The organism is Humibacter soli (assembly GCF_054779035.1).
Map to the genome: position 1 here is coordinate 810,838 of NZ_BAAGYX010000001.1, position 22,305 is coordinate 833,142.

General features: G+C 68.6%; 15 protein-coding genes. 2 read left to right on the forward strand and 13 right to left on the reverse strand.

The genetic code is table 11. The features are described from left to right. Positions 1-3: 3 nt before the first annotated feature. Together uvrC and uvrA are read right to left on the reverse strand one after the other, a co-directional pair. Positions 4-1,953, reverse strand: a complete 1,950-nt coding sequence (uvrC, locus tag ACYVDN_RS03790) for an excinuclease ABC subunit UvrC (RefSeq protein WP_460568601.1) — start codon at positions 1,951-1,953, stop codon at positions 4-6. 6 nt (positions 1,954-1,959) lie between these two features. Beyond that, positions 1,960-4,851, reverse strand: coding sequence for an excinuclease ABC subunit UvrA (uvrA, locus tag ACYVDN_RS03795; RefSeq protein WP_460568603.1), 2,892 nt, complete (start codon positions 4,849-4,851; stop codon positions 1,960-1,962). A gap of 120 nt (positions 4,852-4,971) precedes the next feature. On the opposite strand from uvrA, the gene ACYVDN_RS03800 reads away from it, so the two are divergent. Continuing rightward, on the forward strand, positions 4,972-5,820 hold the full coding sequence (locus ACYVDN_RS03800) for an aminoglycoside phosphotransferase family protein (RefSeq protein WP_460568605.1): 849 nt from the start codon (positions 4,972-4,974) through the stop codon (positions 5,818-5,820). On the opposite strand, the gene ACYVDN_RS03805 is transcribed toward ACYVDN_RS03800, so the two are convergent. The 6 genes from ACYVDN_RS03805 to uvrB form a co-directional block, all read right to left on the reverse strand. Beyond that, a complete protein-coding gene (locus tag ACYVDN_RS03805) occupies positions 5,801-6,325 on the reverse strand; it encodes a hypothetical protein (RefSeq protein ID WP_460568607.1) in 525 nt (174 codons plus the stop codon). The genes ACYVDN_RS03800 and ACYVDN_RS03805 overlap by 20 nt on opposite strands. After that, positions 6,322-7,590: a DUF58 domain-containing protein gene (locus ACYVDN_RS03810; RefSeq protein WP_460568609.1), complete on the reverse strand. Its 1,269-nt coding sequence runs from the start codon at positions 7,588-7,590 to the stop codon at positions 6,322-6,324. The genes ACYVDN_RS03805 and ACYVDN_RS03810 overlap by 4 nt, the downstream gene beginning before the upstream one ends. Next, entirely contained in the window at positions 7,590-8,576 is a 987-nt protein-coding gene (locus tag ACYVDN_RS03815) for an AAA family ATPase (protein WP_460568611.1), read from the reverse strand. The genes ACYVDN_RS03810 and ACYVDN_RS03815 overlap by 1 nt, the downstream gene beginning before the upstream one ends. After that, positions 8,573-9,085 carry a hypothetical protein gene (locus ACYVDN_RS03820; protein ID WP_460568613.1) on the reverse strand — a complete coding sequence of 171 codons (513 nt, stop codon included), beginning with the start codon at positions 9,083-9,085 and terminating at the stop codon, positions 8,573-8,575. Before ACYVDN_RS03820 ends, ACYVDN_RS03815 begins: the two co-directional genes overlap by 4 nt. Next, positions 9,082-9,810: a DUF4129 domain-containing protein gene (locus ACYVDN_RS03825; RefSeq protein WP_460568615.1), complete on the reverse strand. Its 729-nt coding sequence runs from the start codon at positions 9,808-9,810 to the stop codon at positions 9,082-9,084. The genes ACYVDN_RS03820 and ACYVDN_RS03825 overlap by 4 nt, the downstream gene beginning before the upstream one ends. A gap of 88 nt (positions 9,811-9,898) precedes the next feature. Next, positions 9,899-11,968 carry an excinuclease ABC subunit UvrB gene (gene uvrB / locus ACYVDN_RS03830; RefSeq protein WP_460568617.1) on the reverse strand — a complete coding sequence of 690 codons (2,070 nt, stop codon included), beginning with the start codon at positions 11,966-11,968 and terminating at the stop codon, positions 9,899-9,901. Between the two features lie 218 nt (positions 11,969-12,186). On the opposite strand from uvrB, the gene ACYVDN_RS03835 reads away from it, so the two are divergent. After that, complete coding sequence (locus ACYVDN_RS03835) at positions 12,187-13,512, forward strand: MFS transporter (protein ID WP_460568619.1); 1,326 nt, start codon at positions 12,187-12,189, stop codon at positions 13,510-13,512. Between the two features lie 26 nt (positions 13,513-13,538). Here the strand turns inward: ACYVDN_RS03835 and ACYVDN_RS03840 are convergent, their stop codons facing one another. The 5 genes from ACYVDN_RS03840 to ACYVDN_RS03860 form a co-directional block, all read right to left on the reverse strand. After that, the gene (locus tag ACYVDN_RS03840; protein ID WP_460568621.1) at positions 13,539-15,068 is read right to left on the reverse strand and encodes a class I adenylate-forming enzyme family protein; all 1,530 of its coding nucleotides are present in this window, start codon (positions 15,066-15,068) and stop codon (positions 13,539-13,541) included. Positions 15,069-15,090: 22 nt separating this feature from the next. Beyond that, positions 15,091-16,092, reverse strand: coding sequence for a BPSS1187 family protein (locus ACYVDN_RS03845; protein ID WP_460568623.1), 1,002 nt, complete (start codon positions 16,090-16,092; stop codon positions 15,091-15,093). Positions 16,093-16,182: 90 nt separating this feature from the next. Then, on the reverse strand, positions 16,183-19,644 hold the full coding sequence (cydC, locus tag ACYVDN_RS03850) for a thiol reductant ABC exporter subunit CydC (RefSeq protein WP_460568625.1): 3,462 nt from the start codon (positions 19,642-19,644) through the stop codon (positions 16,183-16,185). Then, on the reverse strand, positions 19,641-20,672 hold the full coding sequence (cydB, locus tag ACYVDN_RS03855; RefSeq protein WP_460568627.1) for a cytochrome d ubiquinol oxidase subunit II: 1,032 nt from the start codon (positions 20,670-20,672) through the stop codon (positions 19,641-19,643). Before cydB ends, cydC begins: the two co-directional genes overlap by 4 nt. A 24-nt stretch (positions 20,673-20,696) precedes the next feature. After that, positions 20,697-22,265: a cytochrome ubiquinol oxidase subunit I gene (locus tag ACYVDN_RS03860; RefSeq protein ID WP_460572230.1), complete on the reverse strand. Its 1,569-nt coding sequence runs from the start codon at positions 22,263-22,265 to the stop codon at positions 20,697-20,699. Positions 22,266-22,305: the final 40 nt, after the last annotated feature.

Sequence of the window (22,305 nt, forward strand, 5' to 3'; positions counted from 1 at the left end):
AGCCTATGGTGTGTTCTCCTCCGCCGGGGCTGGCGCAGGAGTCTGACCGTCGTGGAGAGCATCGTGCACGGCCGCGGCGAGCGTCGGCCCGATGCCGCGCACCTCGGAGATCGACTCGACGGTGCCCTGGCGCAGGCGCGCGACCGAGCCGAAGTGCTTCAGCAGCTCGCGCACACGTGCGGGTCCGAGGCCGGGGATCTCGGCGAGCTGCGACGAGATGTCGTGCTTGCGACGAGCGCGCTGGTAGGTGATCGCGAAGCGGTGAGCCTCGTCGCGGATGCGCTGCACCAGGAACAGGGCGTCGCTGTTGCGGGGCAGGATGACCGGGAAGTCGGAATCCGGAAGCCAAAGCTCTTCGAGCCGTTTCGCGATGCCCGCGAGCTGGATGCCGCTGACACCCGATTCTTCGAGCGCCTTGCGTGCGGCGGCGACCTGAGGCTGCCCGCCGTCGACGAGGAGAAGTTGCGGCGGGTAGGAGAACTTGCGCGGCGTGGTCGGCGCTTCCCCGCCATCCGCCGTCGCTTCGTCCTCGCCCGCAGCGAGGTAGGCCAGCCTGCGGCTGAGCACCTGGTAGATCGACTCGGTGTCGTCGGTGGACGCGGGGATGCTGAACCTGCGGTACTGGTCTTTGCGCGGAATGCCGTCCTCGAAGACGACCATCGACGCGACGATGTTCGTTCCCGAGAGATGCGAGACGTCGTAGCACTCCATGCGCAGCGGAGCCTCGCTCATGCCGAGAGCGTCGCGAATGTCTTCCAGCGCCTGGGACCGTGCGACGAAGTCCGCGCTGCGTCGGGTCTTGTAGAGCATGAGCGCGTTCTTGGCGTTGGTCTCCGCCGTTTGCGCGAGGGCGGCCTTCTCACCGCGCTGCGCGACGTGCAGTCGCACCTTCGTCGGCGTTGCTCCACGGGTGCGGGTCGATTCCGCTGCCTCGGTGCGGCGGGCGCCCAGCCACTGCTCGAGCTCGGCCGTGTCATCCGGCAGGACGGGGACCAGGATCTCGCGCGGCGGCGCGAACTCGCCGTCGTACGCGTTCTCCAGAACGGTCTCGATGAGCTCGGCCACCTCGACGTCGAGCTCCTTGTCGACCACCCAGCTGCGCGTTCCGCGGATGCGGCCGCCCCGAACGATGAACTGGTGCACGGCAGCGGCGAGCTCGTCGTCGGCGATGCCGAAGACGTCTACGTCCACGTCTTCGGAGAACACGACGGCGGTCTTCTCCATCACGGCGCGCATGGCCTGGATGCTGTCGCGGTAACGCGCGGCCGCCTCGTACTCCTGCGTCTGGGCGGCGTCGCGCATGCGCTGCTCGAGCGCTCTGACGTACCGGGTGTCGTTGCCCGCCATGAAAGAGACGAAGTCGTCGGCGACCTCACGGTGCTCCTCGAGCGTCACCCGTGCGACGCACGGCGCGACGCACTTGCCGATGTCGCCGAGCAGGCAGGGCCTTCCGGTGAGCTGTGCACGCCGGTAGACGCCGTCCGAGCAGCTGCGCATCGGGAAGGCCTTCAACATGAGGTCGAGGGTCTCCCTGATCGCCCACACCTTGGTGTACGGCCCGAAGTAGCGCGCGCCCTTGATGCCGCGGTTGCGCGTGACCATGGCCCTCGGCACCTCGTCGGCCAGCGTCACGGCGAGGTAGGGATAGGTCTTGTCGTCGCGGAACTGCACGTTGAACGGAGGGTTGAACTCTTTGATCCACGTGTACTCGAGCTGAAGGGCCTCGAACTCGTTGGCGACGACTGTCCACTCCACCGACGCCGCGGTGGTGACCATGCGCCTGGTGCGCTCGTGCAGGCTGCGCAGCGGCTGGAAGTAGTTGGTCAGTCGTGCGCGGAGGTTCTTCGCCTTGCCGACGTAGAGCACGCGCTTCTTCGGGTCTCTGAAGCGATACACGCCCGGCTGCGTGGGGATCTCACTCGACTTGGGGCGGTAGGGAACGGTGTCTGCCATCGCGGCTCAGGCGGTCTTCTGCTCGTCGCGGCGCTCGGCCTCCAGGATCTCCCTGAGGAAGACGCCGGTGTGGCTGCCCTTCACCGTCGCCACGTGCTCGGGCGTGCCCGTCGCGACGACCTTGCCGCCGCCCGAGCCGCCCTCCGGGCCGAGGTCGATGATCCAGTCCGCGGACTTGATGACGTCGAGGTTGTGCTCGATGACGATGACCGTGTTCCCCTTGTCGAGCAGGCTGTTCAGCACGTCGAGCAGCTTGCGCACGTCTTCGAAGTGCAGACCGGTCGTCGGCTCGTCGAGCACGTAGACGCTGCGCCCGTTGCTTCTGCGCTGCAGCTCGGTGGCGAGCTTCACGCGCTGCGCCTCACCGCCGGAGAGGGTCGTCGCGCTCTGCCCGAGCCGGACATAACCGAGTCCGACATCCACAAGGGTCTGCAGGTAACGATGGATCGCCGAGATCGGCCGGAAGAAGTCCGCAGCCTCGGAGATCGGCATGTCGAGCACCTCGGCGATGTTCTTGCCCTTGTAGTGCACCTGCAGGGTGTCGCGGTTGTACCGTGCTCCCCCGCACACCTCGCACGCGACGTAGACGTCGGGCAGGAAGTTCATCTCGATCTTGATCGTCCCGTCGCCGGAGCACGCTTCGCAGCGACCACCCTTGACATTGAAGCTGAACCTGCCAGGGAGGTATCCCCTGGCCTTCGCCTCCGCCGTCTCGGCGAACAACGTGCGGATGCGGTCGAACACACCGGTGTAGGTCGCGGGGTTCGACCGCGGGGTGCGGCCGATCGGCGCCTGGTCGACGTGTACGACCTTGTCGAGCTGCTCGGTCCCCGTGACCCGGGAGTGCTTTCCCGCCACCTTGCGGGCACCGTTGAGCCGGTTCGCCAGCACCCGGTACAGGATGTCGTTCACCAGCGACGATTTGCCGGATCCGCTCACGCCCGTGACCGCCACGAACGCTCCGAGCGGGAAGTCGACCGTCACGTCGCGCAGGTTGTTCGCCTTCGCCCCGACGACGCGGATGACCCGGGTCGGGTCGATCTGACGCCTTGTCGCCGGCGTCTCGATGGCCCGGCGACCGGCGAGGTAGTCGCCGGTCAGCGACGCCGTGTTCTCAAGGAGATCGTCGTAGGTTCCGGAGTGCACCACTCGGCCGCCGTTCTCGCCGGCGCCCGGGCCGATGTCGACGATCCAGTCGGCGGTGCGGATGGTGTCTTCGTCGTGCTCGACGACGATGAGCGTGTTGCCGAGGTTCCGCAGTGCGACGAGCGTGTCGATCAGCCGCCGGTTGTCGCGCTGGTGCAGACCGATGCTCGGCTCGTCGAGCACGTAGAGCACGCCCGTGAGTCCCGAGCCGATCTGGGTGGCGAGCCTGATGCGCTGCGCCTCTCCGCCGGACAGGGTCGCAGCGGCGCGACCCATGCTCAGGTAGTTGAGCCCGACCTGGATCAGGAAGTCGAGCCGCACCTTGATCTCGCGCAGCACCTGCGCGGCGATGACCTGCTCGCGTTCGGTCAGCTCGAGCTTGTTCATGAACGCCCTGGCGTCCGCAAGGCTCAGGTCGGCGACATCCGCGATGCTGCTGCCGTGGATGAGCACGGCGAGAACCTCGGGCTTGAGGCGCTTGCCGCCGCAGACCGGGCACGGCACCTCGCGCAGGTACTCCGACCACCGCTGACGCTGCGTGTCGGACTCGGCCTGCAGGTACTGCCGCTCGATGTAGGGAACGACTCCCTCGAAGCCGGAGGTGTAGCTGAGCTCACGGCCGTAGCGGTTGCGCCACTTGACCTTGACCTTGAAGTTCTTGCCGCGCAGCACTGCTTCACGGACGTCGCGAGGCAGCTCGTCCCACGGCGTCTGCAGATCGAAGTCGAGATCGCGCGCCAGACCGTCGAGCAGCTTGTCGTAGTACTGGTACAGGCCCTTGCCCTGCGTGCTCCACGGCAGGATGACGCCTTCTGAGATGCTCAGGGTCTGGTCGCCGAGCAGCAGCTCCTCGTCGACCGACATGCGGGTGCCGAGGCCGGAGCACTCCGGGCAGGCACCGAAGGGTGCGTTGAAGGAGAAGGTGCGCGGCTCGATCTCGGTGAGCTGGATCGGGTGGCCGTTGGGGCACGCCAGCTTCTCGCTGAACGTGCGGGTGGCATCCGGTCCCTCTTCGTCGACGAGGTTGATCGCGACCAGACCGTCGGTGAGCGAGAGCGCGGTCTCGAGCGAGTCGGTGAGCCTGGTGAGGATGTCGGGGCCCGCGACCAGACGGTCGACGACCACCGAGATGTCGTGCTTGTACTGCTTCTTCAACGTCGGCGGGCTGGAGAGCTGGATCTGCTCGCCATCCACAAGGGCACGCGAGTAACCGGCGGCGGAGAGCTCGGCGAAGAGATCGACGAACTCGCCCTTCTTCTGCTTCACCACAGGGCTGAGCACGAGGTACCGGGTGCCGGTTTCGAGCTCCATGAGTTGGTCGGCGATCTGCTGAACGGTCTGGCGCTGGATGACCTCACCGCAGATCGGACAGTGCGGAACTCCGATGCGTGCCCAGAGCAGGCGCATGTAGTCGAAGATCTCGGTGATGGTGCCGACCGTCGACCGCGGGTTGCGGTTCGTGGACTTCTGGTCGATCGACACGGCGGGGCTCAGACCCTCGATGAAATCGACGTCTGGACGGTCCACCTGGCCGAGGAACTGACGGGCGTATGCAGAGAGCGATTCGACGTAACGACGCTGTCCCTCGGCGAAGATGGTGTCGAAGGCCAACGACGATTTTCCCGACCCCGACAACCCCGTGAAGACCACGAGAGAGTCCCTCGGGATCTCGATGTCGACGTTGCGTAGATTGTGTACGCGCGCGCCACGGACGCTCAGTTTGGAGTGGGCTTCCACTTTCGAGATCGACACCCCGAAAGTCTAGGTAAACCCCCCGACATTCGCCCTCAGCGAAGCGGAGCGGGGGTCCGCCGGCGGGCCGCTCGGGGCTGGAGTGTCGGTGGCTCGCGGTAGCTTTCACGGGTGGCGGCGATGGCAGACGGAGATCTCGAGCATCTGGACGAAGAGCGGCTGGACGGCGGCAACGTCACGCCCGTGAGCCGCAGGGGCGGCACCGTGCTGAGGGAGGCCGGTCCGTGGACCCCCACGGTGCACGCCGTGCTGGCGCACGCCCGATCGGAAGGGATGACCGCCATCCCCGAACCGCTGGGCTTCGCGGCAGACGGTCGGGAGATCGTGTCGTACGTCCCCGGCGTCGTTCCCGCCTATCCCATGCCGTCATGGGTGTGGCACGAGTCGGTGCTGGTGCAGGCGGCACGGATGCTCCGCGCATGGCACGACGCGACGACGGGATACTCCCCCGAGGACGCTCAGTGGCGTCTTCCGGCGCACGCTCCCGCTGAGGTGATCTGTCACAACGACTTCGCGCAGTACAACCTGGTCTTCGATCTGGACGGTGTTCTTGGCCCTGATGGTGTGGATGACGCCGACCGAGTTGTCGGCGCTGATGGTGTGGACGGGGCGCGCACGGCCGCGGCCGTTCTGACCGGCGTGATCGACTTCGACACCCTCTCCCCGGGCCCGCGGGTGTGGGACATCGCCTATCTCGCATACCGGCTCGTGCCCTACCTCGACGAGCCGTCGGCGCCGGATGAGACGCAGCGGTCCCAGCGTCTCGAACTGTTGCTGGAGGCCTATGGTGCTGACACCGTTCCGGGCGACACCACTCCGGAGCATGTGATCGAGACGATGACGGCGAGACTACGGGAGCTCGCTGACTTCACCGACGAGCGCGCCGCCGAGACTGGACGCTCCGACCTGCTGGAGCACGCGGCGATGTACCGCGAGCACGCCGCCCGCATCAGCGCCTCCGCAGCGTGAGCACCATGATCGCCGCGACGCACGCCGCCGCGATCACAGCGAAGATCCCGAGAGTCTGTGGAGGCAGCCCGTGCACAGCGGACGAGCCGGCGATGACGAGCACCAGAGCCAGCACCGCCTGAGCCGGTACCTGCACCACCAGCCAGCGTCGCAGGGGTCGAGCCAAAGCGCGCATCTGAAGCGATCCTCCCGGCTCCACGACCAGAGCGAGCGCCCCCAGCACGTGAAGCAGGTGAACGACGGCGAGCGTGACGTAGAACCGCCAGTCGGTCGGATCCGGCGTGCGGGCGAGCGCCGCAAGACCCAGCACCAGGGCGCAGCCCCACGCTGCGAGGGTCGCAGGGAACAGCGCGCCGAGCAGGGCGAGCGCGACGGCGAGGTACGAGAACGGCGTCGGCATCACGGTGAGCGCGGCGCCGCATCCGATCAGCGCGATGGCGATCCGCGGCGACAGCCCGGGGATGACCGGCCCGGCCGAGACCCTGGCGTGCAGTCGATCGCTCATGCCCGCCTCGGAGTCGCCAGCGCGCGCAGTGTCGCGTGCAGCTCGATCGGGTCGCTGTCCCAGGCGAGCACGTCGACGCCGATGGCGCGAAGCTCGTGAAGGCGCTCCTCGCGCAGGCCGAGCACGATGCGAAGCGCCACCAGCTGCCTGCGGTTCAATCCGCGCGAGTTGAGCCGTGGAAGCGTGTCGATCGCAAGCACCCGATGGCCGGCGGCGCGCCACAGCGCTGCCAGACGCACGGCGTCGCCCTCCAGAAAGCTGGACAGCAGCACGATCAGGGCTCCGGGCGCGACGAGCGGCGTGCGCGCCCTGCTGAGCAGACGAGGATGAGGGGCGGTCTGCGCGATCGCCGCCTTGAGCCGTTCGAGGTGCCGTCCCCCGCTGCCCCTCGGCACGGCGCCCCTCGCCCGCGACAGCACCTGGAACGACACTGCGTCGCCTGCCGCGAGGTACGCGGACGCGAGGCTCCAGGCGGCGTCTCGTGCGACATCCAGCGAGGTCGTGCCGCTGAGCGTCGGATCGCCGAGGGTCCACTCGACGACGGCCTCCCCCACGTCGTCGGCGTCGTCGAACACGATGGCGACATCGGCGTCCGAGGTCGCGTTCGTTCGACGCACGAAGAGATCGCCTGGCCGCCTGCCGAGGCGGGCGGTCGCCTTCCAGTCGATGCGTCGGAGGCGGTCGCCCGGCGCGAACGGGTGGATGTCGCGGAACTCGCCTCCGTCACCCGGGCGCGACGACTGGTGACCGCCGGCGAGCCCCCTGAGTCTGGCGGGCAGGGGCAGGAACGGCGCCTGAATCGCCGTCGGCTCCGCCACGGTGTGCAACGATGCCCGTCCGATGGCATCCGAGATCGACGCAGCATCGCCCGCAACGCCACGCAGCTCGATCGCGATGAGCTCCTGCTCTCCGGAGTGCGCCAGCGGGATGTCGACAGAGACGTTCGACGGCGGCGCGACCGCGATGCTCTGCGACTCGAAGCCGAGGGCCGTCATGCGCAGAAGAACCAGGTCGACGTCGTCGTCCGCCGTGACCGCGACGACCACTCCCGTCCGCGCGGTCTCGCCCGGATTCCCGACCTCCTGTGCCAGAGCCGCGTGCACGGCGCGATCGGGTCGGCGTGACCGCGATCCGAGCACGACCGCGGCGAAGAGGGCGACCGCGATGACCGCGACGTCGGCGCGCCCGAAGACGACGGCCGCTGCGGCGAGCACGAGCGCGCACACCGCGCCGGCGGCCGGTGCTGCCGTGCGACGCCAGCTCATCAGACCGCTTCGCTTCTCGCGACGGTCGGGGGCCCGGGCACCGCGGAGGCGATGCCTTCGACGACGTGCGACGGATCGGTGCCTGCCGCCCACGCGGCCGGCGTCAGGGTGAGGCGGTGCGCCAGCGCGGGCACCGCGACCTGCTTCACGTCGTCAGGGGTCACGAAGTCTCGTCCGTCGATCACCGCGAGGGCGCGCGCGACGAGCATCAGCGCCTGCGATCCGCGCGGCGACGCGCCCACCTCGACGGCCCGATCGGCACGGGTGGCAGCCGCGAGGTCGACGCAGTACCGCATGATGTCCGCGTCGACGTGCACGCGCTCGACGCCCGCCTGCATGCCACGCAGCCCTTCGGCGTCGGTGACGGCGTCGACGACGGCCACCTCGGTGCGGCGCGCGATGCGGTTCGCGAGAACGCGCTCCTCCTCCGCACGATCGGGGTATCCGACGCTCAGCCGCACCAGGAATCTGTCGAGCTGCGCTTCGGGCAGCGCGTACGTGCCCTCGTACTCGATGGGGTTCGCCGTCGCGATGACGTGGAACGGCGTCGGCAGCGGAAAGCTCGTGCCCTCTACGGTGACCTGCCCTTCCGCCATGGCCTCGAGCAGAGCCGACTGCGTCTTGGGCGCCGTTCGGTTGAGCTCGTCGGCAAGGAGCAGGCCGGTGAACACCGGCCCCGGGCGGAACACGAACTCGCCGGACGACGGCGCGTAGACGTACGACCCCGTGATGTCGGCAGGCAGAAGGTCGGGCGTGCACTGCAGCCTGCGGAAGGGAAGTCCGCACGCCTGCGCGAGGCTGCGTGCCGCGAGCGTCTTGCCGAGCCCCGGGACATCCTCGAAGAGCACGTGGCCGCCGGCGAGGATGCTCGCGAGGGCGATGCGCAGGGGCCGCGACTGGCCGATCACCACCTGCTCGACCGCGCGCAGGATGTCGTTCGCGAGCCGTGAGATCTCGTCGGGCTGCGGCACTGTCTGGTCGTTCACTGGGCGTGCTGTCCTTTCGGTCGGTCGATCGTCTCGAGCGCGGTGAGGCAGTTCGTCACCGCGCCGAACGACGGCAGGATGCCCCGCACCGGGTGCAGCGCGGCATACGCCGGCTCCCCGATCAGCGCGACGATGGCCGTGCGGTCTTCTTCAGCGGCGAGATCGAGCCCGTGCCGCGCGAGTCGCTGTGACGCCAGCTCACGCAACGCGCGGAAACCTGGCTCTCGCACGGAACCTCTGCGCCCCTGGAGCGCCCATGCCAGCCGTACGACGTCTGAGCGGGTGCCGGGGAGCGGCGAAGGCTTCTCCTGCGGCCACTTCACGGCACTCGGACCGCTGTAGGCGGCCCAGGCCAACCCGATCGCGGTGATCAGGAATCCGACCGCGACGGCGAACCACGTGTCCACCCCGAAGAGCCACAGCAACGCGCCGGCGAGCAGCCCGACGACGATCGACGCCGTGATCCGGCCGCCGGAGAGCCGGCGGCGGTCCGGCCTGTCGTCGGTCATCGGCCCGCCCCCGCGTGCCAGGACTCCCGCAGCCGTGTCAGGCACGAGCGGGCAACGGCGACCGTCTCCTCGTCGACCGGGTGCGACCCGAATCGCACCCCCTGGTACAGCGACAGCAGGGTGTCCGCCGCATCCCGATCGGCGCCGAAACGGGTCACGATGCGTGCGGTGTACTCCGTCGGCGTTTCGGAAGGATGACGACGCACCCCGGAGCCTGCCGCGGCATCCTGAAGCCCGAGCCAGGCTTTGACGATCGCGTCGTGGGGCTCTCTGGTCTCGTCGAGCAGCTGGATCGCGCGCTCGATTCCCTCCGCGACGACCGGCGCCGCCGGCTCGTCGGTGCGGGCGGCAGGTGCTGCCGCCGTCGCCGGGGCGACCCGCGCGGCCCGCTCCTCGGTGATCGTCCCCGAGCGGCGCAGCATCCGCCGGATCAGGTAGATGAGCACGCCGGCGAGCACGAGCGAGCCGATCAGGGCGTACACGAGCCAGAGGTGGAACTCCTCAGGGGGCGTGGAGTTCTGCGGAGCAGGCGCCGGGGTGCCTGCGGTGTGTGCGGGAAACGAAGCGGGCGGCGGCGGGATGACCGGACCGGCCGTCGGCAGCCATCTCGGTGGTCCTGCGCGGAGCGGTCCGGCGACCAGCACGCCGCCGATCACCACGAGCCCGAGCACGCAGACCGCGACGACGAGGGCGATCCGCCTGCCCGTCGCCTCGTTGCTGCTCATCCGTTCACGCTAGCGCTCCGCGCCAGGTGCCTGCGACGCCGCCCAGGCGTCGCGGCGTCTTCCGCGACTCAGGCGTGTCTCCAGCGGCTCAGGCGTGCCCGACCTTCTCCATCTGGCGGAGGTCGCGCTTGAGATCGGCGAGCTCGTCGCGAAGACGGGCGGCGAGCTCGAACTTCAACTCGCCTGCCGCGGCCAGCATCTGATCGTTGAGGTCGGCGATGAGCGACTCCAGCTCCTGTGCGCCCTCTGCGGCGATGCCCTCACGGCGCAGGTTCGGTGTCGGCGACTTCTTCTTGCCGCCCTTGTCGCGTGCCGCGAGCATCTTCTGCGTGTCGGCACCCTCGCGCGCCAGCACGTCGGTGATGTCGGCGATGCGCTTGCGCAGCGGCTGCGGGTCGATGCCGTTGACGCGGTTGTACTCGACCTGCTTCTCGCGGCGCCGGTTGGTCTCGTCGATCGCCTGGTTCATCGAGTCGGTGAGCACATCGGCGTACATGTGCACCTCGCCGGAGACGTTGCGGGCCGCACGGCCGATCGTCTGGATGAGCGACGTCGAGGAGCGCAGGAAGCCCTCCTTGTCGGCATCCAGGATGGCAACGAGCGACACCTCGGGCAGGTCGAGTCCCTCTCGCAGAAGGTTGATGCCGACGAGCACGTCGTACACGCCCTGCCGCAGCTCGGTGAGCAGCTCGACCCTTCGCAGCGTGTCGACGTCGGAGTGCAGGTAGCGCACCCGTACCCCCGCCTCCGCGAGGTAGTCCGTGAGCTCCTCTGCCATCTTCTTGGTCAGCGTGGTGACGAGCACGCGCTCGTCGCGCTCGACCCTCACCCGGATCTCCTCGAGCAGGTCGTCGATCTGGCCCTTGGTCGGCTTGACGACGACCTCGGGGTCCACGAGCCCTGTCGGACGGATGATCTGCTCGACGACGCCGTCGGCGACGCCCATCTCGAAGCGACCGGGAGTTGCCGACATGTAGACGGTCTGGCCGACGCGGTCCTCGAACTCCTCCCAGCGCAGCGGTCGGTTGTCGAGGGCGCTCGGCAGGCGGAAGCCGTGCTCGACGAGGGTGCGCTTTCGCGAGGCATCCCCCTCGTACATGGCGCCGATCTGCGGAACCGTGACGTGCGACTCGTCGATGATGACGAGGTAGTCGTCGGGGAAGTAGTCGAGCAGGCAGTGCGGGGCTTCGCCCGGTGCCCGGCCGTCGATGTGACGCGAGTAGTTCTCGATGCCAGAACAGAAGCCGATCTGCTCCATCATCTCGAGGTCGAACGTGGTGCGCATGCGCAGCCGCTGCGCCTCGAGCAGCTTGTTCTGCCGCTCCAGCTCCTGCAGACGCTCTTCCAGCTCGATCTTGATCGTGCCGATGGCGCGCTGCATCGTCTCCGGGCTCGCCGCGTAGTGCGTGGCGGGGAACACGGAGACCGCGTCGAGCTGCTTGATCACCTCGCCGGTGAGCGGGTGCAAGGAGTACAACGCCTCGATCTCGTCACCGAACAGCTCGATGCGGATCGCGTGCTCCTCGTAGACCGGGATGATCTCGATGGTGTCTCCGCGCACCCGGAACTTGCCCCGCGAGAAGTCGACGTCGTTGCGCTGGTACTGCATGTTGACGAACATGCGGATGAGTCGGTCGCGGCCGATGTTCTGACCGACCTGGAGCGCGGCCATCGCGTCGAGGTACTCCTCGGCGGCACCGAGACCGTAGATGCAGGAGACCGTCGACACCACCACGACATCTCGCCTGCTGAGCAGGGAGTTGGTCGTCGAGTGCCGTAGTCGCTCCACCTCGGAGTTGATGGACGAGTCCTTCTCGATGAAGGTGTCCGTCTGCGGGACGTAGGCCTCCGGCTGGTAGTAGTCGTAGTACGAGACGAAGTACTCGACCGCGTTGTGCGGCATGAGCTCGCGGAACTCGTTGGCGAGCTGGGCGGCGAGCGTCTTGTTATGCGAGAGCACCAGCGTCGGGCGCTGCACCTGCTCGATGAGCCACGCGGCCGTCGCCGACTTTCCTGTTCCCGTCGCGCCGAGCAGAACGACGTCGGTCTCTCCCGCGTTGATGCGGGCCGCGAGCTCCTTGATCGCCTGCGGCTGGTCGCCGCTCGGGGCGTACTCGCTGACGACCTCGAACGGGCGAACGGCACGGGTGGGCTGCATGGTTTCGAGTCTAGGAACACCCCCCGACGCTCGCCGGGGATCACGCTCAGGGCGGAACCCGACGTCCGCGGTCTCGATACGTGTGCACCCCTCGCGCGCACCACTCCACCAGCGGAGGGGCATTCACAGCGGAATGCTGAGAGCGGCACTCGGGGCACACACAGTCACGGGGTAGATTTCAGAGAATTCATTCAGAGTTCCCTTGACGGATCGAGACGATGACGGCAACAGCGACAGCGACCGCGACCAAGACACACGGCACCCCCATCCTCTGGCACAGACGTCGCGGACGCGTCGTGATCCTGCTCTGCGTGATGTACTTCATCGCGTATTTCGACCGGAACAACATCGCGACGGCCGGCCCGAGCATCATCAAGGAGTTCCACCTCACCAACGCGCAGTTCGGCCTCGCCGCCTCCGTGTTCGCGCTGTTCTACGCGTTCCTGCAGATCTTCGGCGGTTGGATCGGCGAGAAGATCGGGCCGCGGCGCGGCCTGCTCATCCTCGGCCTGATCTGGGGTCTCTCCACCGTGTTCACGGGTCTCGTCACCGGGCTCGTCACGCTGCTGATCGCCCGAGCCATCCTCGGCCTCAGCGAGTCGGCGACGTTCCCGACGGCCACTCAGGCGATGAGCCGATGGGTGCCGAAAGACAGGCGCGGCTTCGTTCAGGGCATCGTGCACTCTGCATCAAGGCTGGGCACCGCCGTCGCACCCATCGCTGTCGCCGCGATGATCCTCTGGAGCGGCTGGCGTTCGTCGTTCATCTACGTCGGCATCCTGAGCATGCTGTGGGCGCTGATCTGGTACGCCATGTTCCGCGATCGCCCTAAGGACATGAAGGGCATCACCAAGCAGGAACTGGCCGAGGTGCCCGACATCCCGAAGGCCGCCGACCTGCCGCCCGTTCCGTGGAAGCGACTCGCTCTGACGATCCTCCCCGTCACCCTCGTGGACTTCGCATACGGCTGGGTCGCGTGGGTGTTCTTCACCTGGATCCCCACCCTGCTCTCGAGCATCTACCACCAGGATGTCGCGAAGTACGGTCTGCTGACCTCGCTCATCCTGATCGGCGGCGTCGTGGGAGACACCCTCGGCGGAGTCGCGAGCGACTGGCTGCTGCGCCGCAGCGGAAACGCCCGGAATGCACGCCGGACCCTGCTGCTGATCGGCTTCATCGGTGCTGGCGTCTGCCTCATTCCGCTGGTGTTCACTCCCCCGCTCGTGACGGCTGTCGTCGCGCTCGCCCTGTCGTTCTTCTTCCTGGAGCTCACGAACGCGCAGCTCTGGGCGATCCCGATGGATGTCGCACCGATGTGGTCTGGAACCGCGAGCGGCATGATGAACACCGGCTTCGGCGTGGCCGGCATCATCTCGCCGATCGTGGTCGGCGCCCTCGTGGACTGGACCGGCGGGTTCGCCTGGCCGTTCGGGCTGTCCATCGGCATCCTCGTCGCGGCGACGGTGCTCGCCGGGGTCATGCGGCCCAAGCCCGTCTTCCCGAAGGTCTCGGAGGAGGACGCGGCGCTCACCGGCCAGCGGTAGCGCCGCCCAACGCTGGGCGCCCGGGCTTACTCCCCGGGCGTCGCAGCGGCGTCGGCGATGGCGGTGCGCAGGCGCACGCGCTGCACCTTTCCGGTCGCAGCGCGCGGCACGTCCTCCACAACCGTGATCGTGCGGGGCCTCTTGAACCGCGGCAGTTTCTCCTCCGCGAGTGCGGTGAGTCGTTCGACGAGCAGACGATCGCGCTCCTCGTCTCGCTCCGCGTCGGCAGGGATGACGAAGGCGACCGGAACGAAGCCCAGCACGTCATCCGGTGCGCCCACCACGACCACCTCGCGCACGTCGTGGTCGGTGAGCAGCACCTCTTCGACCTCGAGCGGATAGACCTTCTCGCCGCCTCGATTGATCACATCGTCGACGCGGCCGGCGAGGGTCACGTAGCCGTCGGCGTCCACCGAGCCGAGGTCGCCTGTGCGCAGCCATCCGTCAGCGTCGAAGCGATCAGCGGCGGCGCCGCCGAAGTACGACGTCACGACGCCGCTTCCTCTGATCCACAGCTCGCCGACGGTGCCGGCAGGCACGGTCATCCCCTCGCTCCGCACCTGCACCTCTGTGCCGACGGGGATGCCGACGGTTCCGGGCCGGGGCGCGTCGACAGGGGTCGCGGTGATCTGGCTCGACGCCTCTGTCATGCCGTAGCTGACGACGAGCGGGATGCCGACGAAAGCCTCGGCGACCGGGCCGGGCAGCGGCGCCGATGCCGTTCGGATGAGCCGCAGTCGCGGCGGAGCGGCGATGGGTTCCGTCGCGAGCACGGCGAGGATGGCGGGAACGGCGTTGATCCACGAGATGTCGCGCTCGGCCATCAGCGGCCAGAAGCCCGTTCGGTGGAAGCGGCGGTCGAGCACGAGGGCCGAGCCGGCGGAGAGGGTCGAGAGCAGGCCGACGACCTCGGCGTTGATGTGGAAGAGCGGAAGCGAGTTGTAGCCGCGGTCCTCGGGCGTCAGGCCGAGGTGGGCTGCAACGGCCGAGCCGACGAACAGCAGTTGGTCGGCGCCGAGCTCGACGCCCTTGGGTGTTCCCGTTGAGCCCGAGGTGAACAGCATCGCGGAGCCGCCCACGCGGAACACGGATGCCCGTTCCTGCACGCCTGACTCGCGGTCCGCGCCCGCCGGTCGGGCCACAGGGTCGACATCCAGCGTCGGTGGTGCCAGTCTGTCGACCCCTGCGCCTGCTGCCCGCACCTCAGAGGCGGTCACGAGTACCTTCGGCCCCTGCACCAGTCCGGCGAGACGGGCGATGTCGTCGACGGTGATGGCGGGATCCAGCGGCACGGATCGATGTCCTGCGGCGACGGTCGCGAGGTGGGCGACCGCGAAGACCAGCGGGTCCGGCTCGTCGATGAACACCGTCGTGCGGCCGTCGAAAGCGGCATCCGAGATGAAGGACGAGGTCGCGGCAAGGGCATCCGCGTAGCTCAGCGACCGGTCGCTGCGGGCATCCTCGAGGTAGATCCGGTCGCCGTTCTGGGCGGCTCGTCGAGCCAGCAATTCCCCGATCGTCGCGCTCGGGACACCGTTCGTTCTCTCCCTTGTCACCTGTCGATGCTAGCGGCGGCTCCTATGTGCGGCCCGTGCGGGTGCCTTCCGTCGGTTGTGCTGACACGGTTGTCGGCGGTGCCGGTGAGAAGGTGCGGCGGAGCATCCACGTCCACCTCGCTTCGAAGACGGGATGTCCTGCGGCCGCTCCCGGCGACGCGTCGGTGACCGTGCGACCGTGCGCCTGCACGGGGGTGCCGAGAGGGTAATGCGTCATGAGGAGGTGGGCGCCGGCGACGGGAGAGCCGAAGTCGATCGGCGAGCGGATTCCCAAAGCACGCCACGAACCGACGATGCGGTTCACGTACATGTCGTTCGCGGCGTCGAACGCGTACATGCGCGAGGCCGGCGTCGCGCCGACGGTGTGCATCCACGTCGGGATGACGCCACGGTCGTCATCCACCGGCGACGAGAACATCAGCACTCCGCGCACCCTGTGCAGGTGGGCGATGAACGCTGCCTCTCCCCCGCCCTGGGAGTGTCCGGCGACCACGATGTCGTTCCAGACCGGACCGTGGTGTGACAGGTACCGCGACCAGTGTCCGTGAGGGTCGCGCGCGGCGGCGGCATGGATGGCTGCCGCGAACCGCGGAAGGATGCCGCCCTCGTCACCGACCCGGCTGAATCGGGAAGGAGCTCCGCCGTCGAGCCGGTTGGTCTGCACACTCGTGTAGCACGCGGCGTCGACCCCGCAGGTGCGCGCGATCGACCGGCCCGAGTTGTAGTACGCGAGCGAGAGCACGTGATAGCCGACGTGGGTCGCGGTGTCCGCGAACGCCAGGTAGTCGGACGGAAGGGCTCTGGTCGCCGGCAGGAAGAGCAGGAGCGGTCCGTGCGCGTAACCGTGTGCCGGACGCTCGATCACGTCGGCCGGATTCGGCGTCGGAACGTCGGGGTGAAGGCGGTATCGCACAGGCCCCGTCGAGGCGGTCGCGGCCGCCGTCGGGGCGACCGTGAGCAGCGCAGCCACCGCCGCGATCAACGCGACCGCGGCGATCACCCACAAGCGGATCGGCCATCTCACGGGGCAAAGATATCCAGCCGATTCCGAAGGCAAGGGGCAGCACGCCCGCGGCGCGCTGAGGGTGCGTTCAGAAGGCCGCTGAGGGTCCGCTCAGGCTGCCAGTGAGACCGCCGATGCGCCCGCCTCCCGACCGGAAGACGACGCGCTCCCCAGCGAGATCATGCGGTCGGCGACTCGTGCCTCGTCGGCGTCGTGCGTCACGAGAACGGTGACCGCGTGCGACAGCGCGCCACGCAGATCGCTCATCAACGCGGTCGATGCCTGCTCGTCGAGCTGTGCCGTCGGCTCGTCGAGCAGGATGACGTCGCAGCGGGTCAGCAGGGTGCGTGCAACGGCGACACGTTGACGCTGGCCCCCGGAGAGCCTGCCGCCCGCCGCGCCGATCCTGGTGTCGAGACCGTCGGGCAGCGTGGCGACGAGCGGTGCAAGGCCGACGCGCGTGACGGCATCCATCAGCTCTGCATCGGTCGGCCGGTCCTCGCGGCCGCGAGCGATGGCGAGGTTCGCGCGCAGGGTCGAGTCGAACAGGTGACCCTCCTGCGGGCACCAGGCAATGCGCGTGCGGAGGGTGTCGGGTGACAGGGCACGGGCATCCATCGTGCCGTTCTCCGTCTGCAGAACGTAGGTTCCGGTCTCGGGATCGACGAACCGCAGCAGCAGGGCGAGCAGGGTCGACTTCCCCGATCCGCTCGGACCCGTCACCGCGAGCCACTCCCCCTTGTCGGCGGTGCCGGACACTCCGGTGAACACGGGCCGCACGGCGCCGTCGTAGCGGAACGCTACGTCGCGGAGCCCGACACCGTGGATGACCGGTGCTTCGTCATCCGTCGCCTTCGACTCTGCTGCTGGCACCTGCTCCGCGGTCACAGCGCCCGCGACGGTGCCGAGCACCTCGGCAAGGGCCGGCGCCTTGGCCGCTGCCGCGACGGTGTCGGACAGAGGCTCGATGAGGGCGAGCGGCACGAGCGCGAGCACGGCGACCAGTTCGGGCCGGAGAGCGCCGGACGACACTGCGGCCGCGCACAGCGGCAACATGACGACCGCGGTTGCACAGCACGCCAGCACGACGAGCGCGGACGCCATGCCCTCCACGAGCGCCGCGCGTCGCTCGCTGCCGGCAGCGGCGAGATCCGCACGTCGGATGCGCCCGAGCACGCCCTCCGCCGCGTGCGGCGTGAGATCGTCCCTCGCAACGAGAAGCCCGGTGAACGAGGTCAGCACGTCGTCCCGAGCCGCCTCGCCGCGACGTGCCGCGCTCCTGGCGCCCGTGGCGGCGACCGCGGGTGCGGCGATCAGCGCGACCGCCCCGCACCCGGCGATCAGCGCCGCTGCGGTCGGGAAGATCAGCCAGAGCGTGACGACGGCACCAGCGAACACGACGGCTGCCGCGACCGGGGGTTGAACGACGCGCGGAACGAGGTCGCGTACCCGGTCGGCCGCGCCGACGAGCGTGCGAAGGGTGTTCGCGGGCGAGAGCGCCGACCGTCCTGACGGTCCTTTCGCGGCGAGCCCGCGCCAGAGCCGAAGGCGCAGCCCCGTGACCGCGCGCAGGACAGCGTCGTGGGTCATCAGCCGCTCTGCGTATCGCAGCACGGAGCGACCGATGCCGAAGAACCGCACGCCGACGATGGCGACGAGCAGGTACATGATCGCGGGTTCCTGGCTGGCGCGCACGATGAGCCATCCAGACACCGCGGTGAGCGCGATGGCGAAGGCCGTCGAGAGGGCTCCGACGAGCATGGCGCCCAGCATGCGCCAGCGCACCGGGCGGAGGAACGCGCGCAGCTCGGCCCACGCTGCACCGCGTGTCGGCACCGCGGGCGACGAGGTGTCACTGGATGCTCCAGTCGTCTCTGTGCGCGGTGTCGCGGTCGCGATGTCTGCGCCGGCGTGCAGCTCCGATTCGGAACGGATGCCATGGATGGGGCGAATCGACACGGCGGATGAACCGACGGGCACCACCTGGTCGGCGAGCTCGTGCAGGGCCGGGTCATGCGACGCGAGGACGACCGTGAGGGCCCGGCCAGACGCCGTACCGCGCAACGCGGCGATCTCGTCGCGGAGGCGAGATGCCGACTCATCGTCGAGGTGGGCCGTCGGCTCGTCGAGCAGCACAAGCGTCGCGCCAGCGTCCACGGCGGCGAGCACGCGGGCGAACGCCAGCCTGCGGGCCTCGCCGGGGCTCAGCTCGTCGGGCGAGCGGTCCGCCAGCGCGCTCAGGCCGACGCGATCGAGCAGGGCCAGCGAGCCTGTGCCGCTGTCGGTGCCGCCCGCGCCGTACAGGGCGAGCTCGGCGGTGAGGGTCTGCGAGGAGAAGTGCGGATGCTGGGGCATCCATACCGTCTGCTCGGCGGCCGGAAGCGAGAGCTCGCCGGTCACGACGGCGTCGGGCTCCAGCAGTGCGCCACGACCGGCGAGGATGGCCATCAACGTGGACTTGCCGCTGCCGCTCGGGCCGGAGAGCAGAGTGACGCCGGGCCGCGCGGCGAAGGACAGCGACCGCACAGCCGGTTCCGTCCGGAGCGGATAGGTCACCGAGAGGTCGCCGACGGCGATCGTCGGGTCAGTAGGCGATGCCGGGGACAGCACGGCGTTCGACGCACCCGAGCGAGACAACGGGCGGTCGAAGACGGCACGCACCCGGCGCAGGGCTTCGCGCCCGGTATCTGAGGCGTGGAACGCGGCTCCGACCTCGCGGATCGGGGCGTAGCACTCCGGCGCGAGGATGAGCGCGACCAGCCCCGCCTCGAGGGTGAGGTCGCCGTTCAGCAGCCGGATGCCGACCAGCACGGCGACGATCGCGACCGAGATGGTCGAGAGCAGGTCGAGCGCAAGAGCGGAGAGGAACGCGGTGCGCAGTGCCGTCATGCTGCGCGCGCGGTGGTCCTCGGAGATGTCCTCGAGAGCGGCGGCCTGCTCGCGAGCCCGGCCGAGCCCGACCAGCACGGGCAGCCCCCTGGCGAGCTCGACGAGGTGGTCAGACAGTCGCCCGAGGGCATCGAGCGACGCCGCGACGCGATCCCTGGTGTGCATGCCGATCAGCGCCATGAAGAGCGGCACGAGCGGAACGGTGACGACGATGACGAGTGCGCTCACCCAGTCGGCGGAGAGGATGCGCACGCCGACGAGAAGCGGAACCGTCGCGGCGGTCACCAGCGACGGCAGATACGAGGTGTAGTAGGCGTCCAGGTCGTCGAGTCCCGTCGTGACGAGCGCCGCGTCGGTGCCCACCCCGTTGTCTGACCGCCGCAGCAGGGCGGCGGCCGAGCGGTGACGCAGGTCGCGTTTCACCCCTGCTGCGGTCGACTGGGACGCGACACGCAGCCCCCAGACCGCGGCGGCGCGGACGAGCGCTCCCGCGATGCCTTCGACGACGGCCATCCCGACGTCGCCGTGAGCGATGACGGTCACGATACCGGTCGCGAGGGCGTCGGCGACCAGCACGATGCCGAGTGCTTTCAGTGCTCCGAGCAGGCCGAGAAGGAGCATCCGCATCCTGCCGACCTCGGCGAGCCCCTCGGCCGGCGACGTGCGAACCGGGGTGACGGTCATCGCACCTTCACCGCCGCTGTCACCGGCTTCGCCTTCGGAATGCTCGCGCCGCCGATGCGCTTGCGGAACACCCAGTAGGTCCAGCCCTGGTAGGCCAGCACGAGCGGAATGCCGAACGCAGCGACAACGCTCATGACGCCGAGCGTGTACGGAGAGCTCGACGCGTTCGCGACGGTGAGGTCGTACGCACGGCTCACGGTCGACGGCAGCACGTTCGGGTAGACGTTCGCGAAGATCGATGCCGTTCCCAGCAGCAGGAAGAGCCCGAGGCCGGCGAATGCCCTGCCCTCCCTGGCCTTGCGAGCGGAGAGCCACGCGAACACGGCTGCCACGACGGCGGCGGCGACCAGCAGCCAGGTATATGCCTTGCCGTTCATGAGCTGCACGCCGACGACCCAGGCGGTGATCGGGATGAGGAGGACGGGCATCCATCGCACCGCGAAGCGACCGCTGCGCTCCCGCACGTCCCCCTCGGTCTTGAGCGCAAGGAACGCCGAGGAGTGCGCGAGGCAGAACCCCACCACCGCGAGTCCACCGACCACGGCCCAGACGTTGAACCAGCCGAACGGTCCGCCGGTGCCGTCGCCGTTCGCATTGATCGGCAGCCCTGTCGTCGTGAGGGCGAGCATGACGCCGACACTGAACGCAGCGACGAGCGAGCCGACGCCGAGTGCGACGTCCCAGGATCGGGTCCAGCGTTCCGTCGACCCCTTGCCGCGGTACTCGATGGCGACGGCACGGAAGATGAGTGCGAGAAGAAGGATGACGAGCGGCACGTACAACGTGGAGAGAAGCGACGCATACCAGAAGGGGAATGCGGCGAACGTCGCCCCTGCCGCTGTGATCAGCCACACCTCGTTGCCGTCCCAGACCGGGCCGATCGTGTTCAGCATGACCCGACGGTCGGTCTCGTTGCGGGCGGAGATCAGTACGTGCATCCCCACCCCGAGGTCGAAGCCCTCGAGGAACAGGTAGCCGGTCCAGAGAACGGCGATCAGGATGAACCAGAGTGTCGGAAGGAAGTCCATGGTCGTTCCTTGTCTGTCGTCGGGTCAGTACGCGAATGCGAGCACGTCGTCGTCCGACGGCGCGCCGGGGTCCTTCGGCTTCTCGCCGAGCTCGGGGATGGCGCCGGCGACGCCGCTGCGGATGTACTTGGTGAGCAGGCGCACCTCGACGACCATCAGTGCCGCGTAGACGAGAGTGAGCGAGACGAGCGAGAAGAGGATCTCTCCGAAGCTCACGCCCGGCGACACTGCTGCAGCAGTGAACATGAACACGCCGTCGATGCCGCCCGGGGTCGGATTCGGGGCCACGACGAAGGGCTGTCTGCCCATCTCTGTGAAGATCCAGCCCGCCGAGTTCGCGGCGAAGGGCGCGAAGATGCCCGTCACTGCGAGCCACATCAGCCAGCGCGGTCTGGGCACGGTACCCCGTCTCGTCAGCCACAGAGCGACGGCGGCGGCGAAGGCGGCAAGCGCGCCGAACAGGATCATGAGCCGGAAGCCCCAGTAGGTGACGGCCATGATGGGCACGTAGTTGATGGCCTCACCGGCTCGGGCACCGTACTTCGGGTCATCCGGCAGGTGCGTTCCGTACTTCTGCTGGTAGATCGGCACCAGCTCGTTCACACCCTTCACGGGCTCGTTGAAGTTGCCGTTGGCGAGGAAACCCAGCACGCCGGGGACCTCGATCACGTTCACGACGCCCTTGCAGTCCTTCGAGCCGATGTCGCCGAAAGCCAACAGGGAGAAGCTGGTGCCGGTATGGCATGCCGCCTCGGCCGACGCCATCTTCATCGGCTGCTGCGTGAACATGAGGCGGGCCTGGGCGTCACCGGTGATCGCGACGCCGGCGAAGGCGATGATCGCGGTCACCGCACCGATGCGCAGCGACGTGATCCACACCTTGTGATCGGCCTTGTCGCGCCCGGGAATGTCGGGAGCTTCGCCAGGGATGACCCGCTTGTCGGCTCCGACGGTGTCGATGCCGTCCCTGCGGCGCTGCCAGAGCTGGTACCAGGCGACGCCGACCAGGAGCGCACCGCCGACCGCGAACGCGCCGAAGATGGTGTGCGTGAACGCCGCGATGGCCGTGTTGTTGCCGAGGATGGCCCAGACGTTCGTCATCACGGGGCGGCCGTCGACGAGCTTCACGCCGACGGGATGCTGCATCCACGAGTTCGCCGCGATGATGAAGTAGGCCGACACGACGGAGCCGGCGACGGCGATCCAGAGACAGGCAAGATGGATGCGTTTCGGCAGCTTGCCCCAGCCGAAGATCCAGAGCCCGAGGAACGTCGACTCGACGAAGAACGCCAGCAGCGCCTCCATGGCCAGCGGCGCCCCGAACACGTCGCCGACGTAGCGGCTGTACTCGCTCCAGGCGAGCCCGAACTGGAACTCCTGCACGATGCCGGTGGCGACGCCCATGATGAAGTTGATCAGGTAGATCTTTCCCCAGAACTTCGTCATGCGGTAATAGCGCTCGTTACCGGTGCGGTTCCACATGGTCTGCATGATGGCGACCAGCGGGCCGAGGCCGATCGTGAGCGGCACCATCCAGAAGTGATAGACGGTCGTGATGCCGAACTGCCAACGGGCGATGAGCAGCGGATCCAGGTCGGCCGGATGCACGATACCTCCGATGTGAACGGTTCTA

Bases quoted from the DNA above. Each gene is read 5' to 3' on its own strand.
- ACYVDN_RS03805 (WP_460568607.1), bottom strand. From the start codon at position 6,325: ATGAGCGATCGACTGCACGCCAGGGTCTCGGCCGGGCCGGTCATCCCC.
- cydC (WP_460568625.1), bottom strand. From the start codon at position 19,644: ATGACCGTCACCCCGGTTCGCACGTCGCCGGCCGAGGGGCTCGCCGAG.
- ACYVDN_RS03835 (WP_460568619.1), top strand. From the start codon at position 12,187: ATGACGGCAACAGCGACAGCGACCGCGACCAAGACACACGGCACCCCC.
- cydB (WP_460568627.1), bottom strand. From the start codon at position 20,672: ATGGACTTCCTTCCGACACTCTGGTTCATCCTGATCGCCGTTCTCTGG.
- ACYVDN_RS03810 (WP_460568609.1), bottom strand. From the start codon at position 7,590: ATGAGCTGGCGTCGCACGGCAGCACCGGCCGCCGGCGCGGTGTGCGCG.
- ACYVDN_RS03800 (WP_460568605.1), top strand. From the start codon at position 4,972: ATGGCAGACGGAGATCTCGAGCATCTGGACGAAGAGCGGCTGGACGGC.
- ACYVDN_RS03820 (WP_460568613.1), bottom strand. From the start codon at position 9,085: ATGACCGACGACAGGCCGGACCGCCGCCGGCTCTCCGGCGGCCGGATC.
- ACYVDN_RS03825 (WP_460568615.1), bottom strand. From the start codon at position 9,810: ATGAGCAGCAACGAGGCGACGGGCAGGCGGATCGCCCTCGTCGTCGCG.
- uvrB (WP_460568617.1), bottom strand. From the start codon at position 11,968: ATGCAGCCCACCCGTGCCGTTCGCCCGTTCGAGGTCGTCAGCGAGTAC.
- uvrC (WP_460568601.1), bottom strand. From the start codon at position 1,953: ATGGCAGACACCGTTCCCTACCGCCCCAAGTCGAGTGAGATCCCCACG.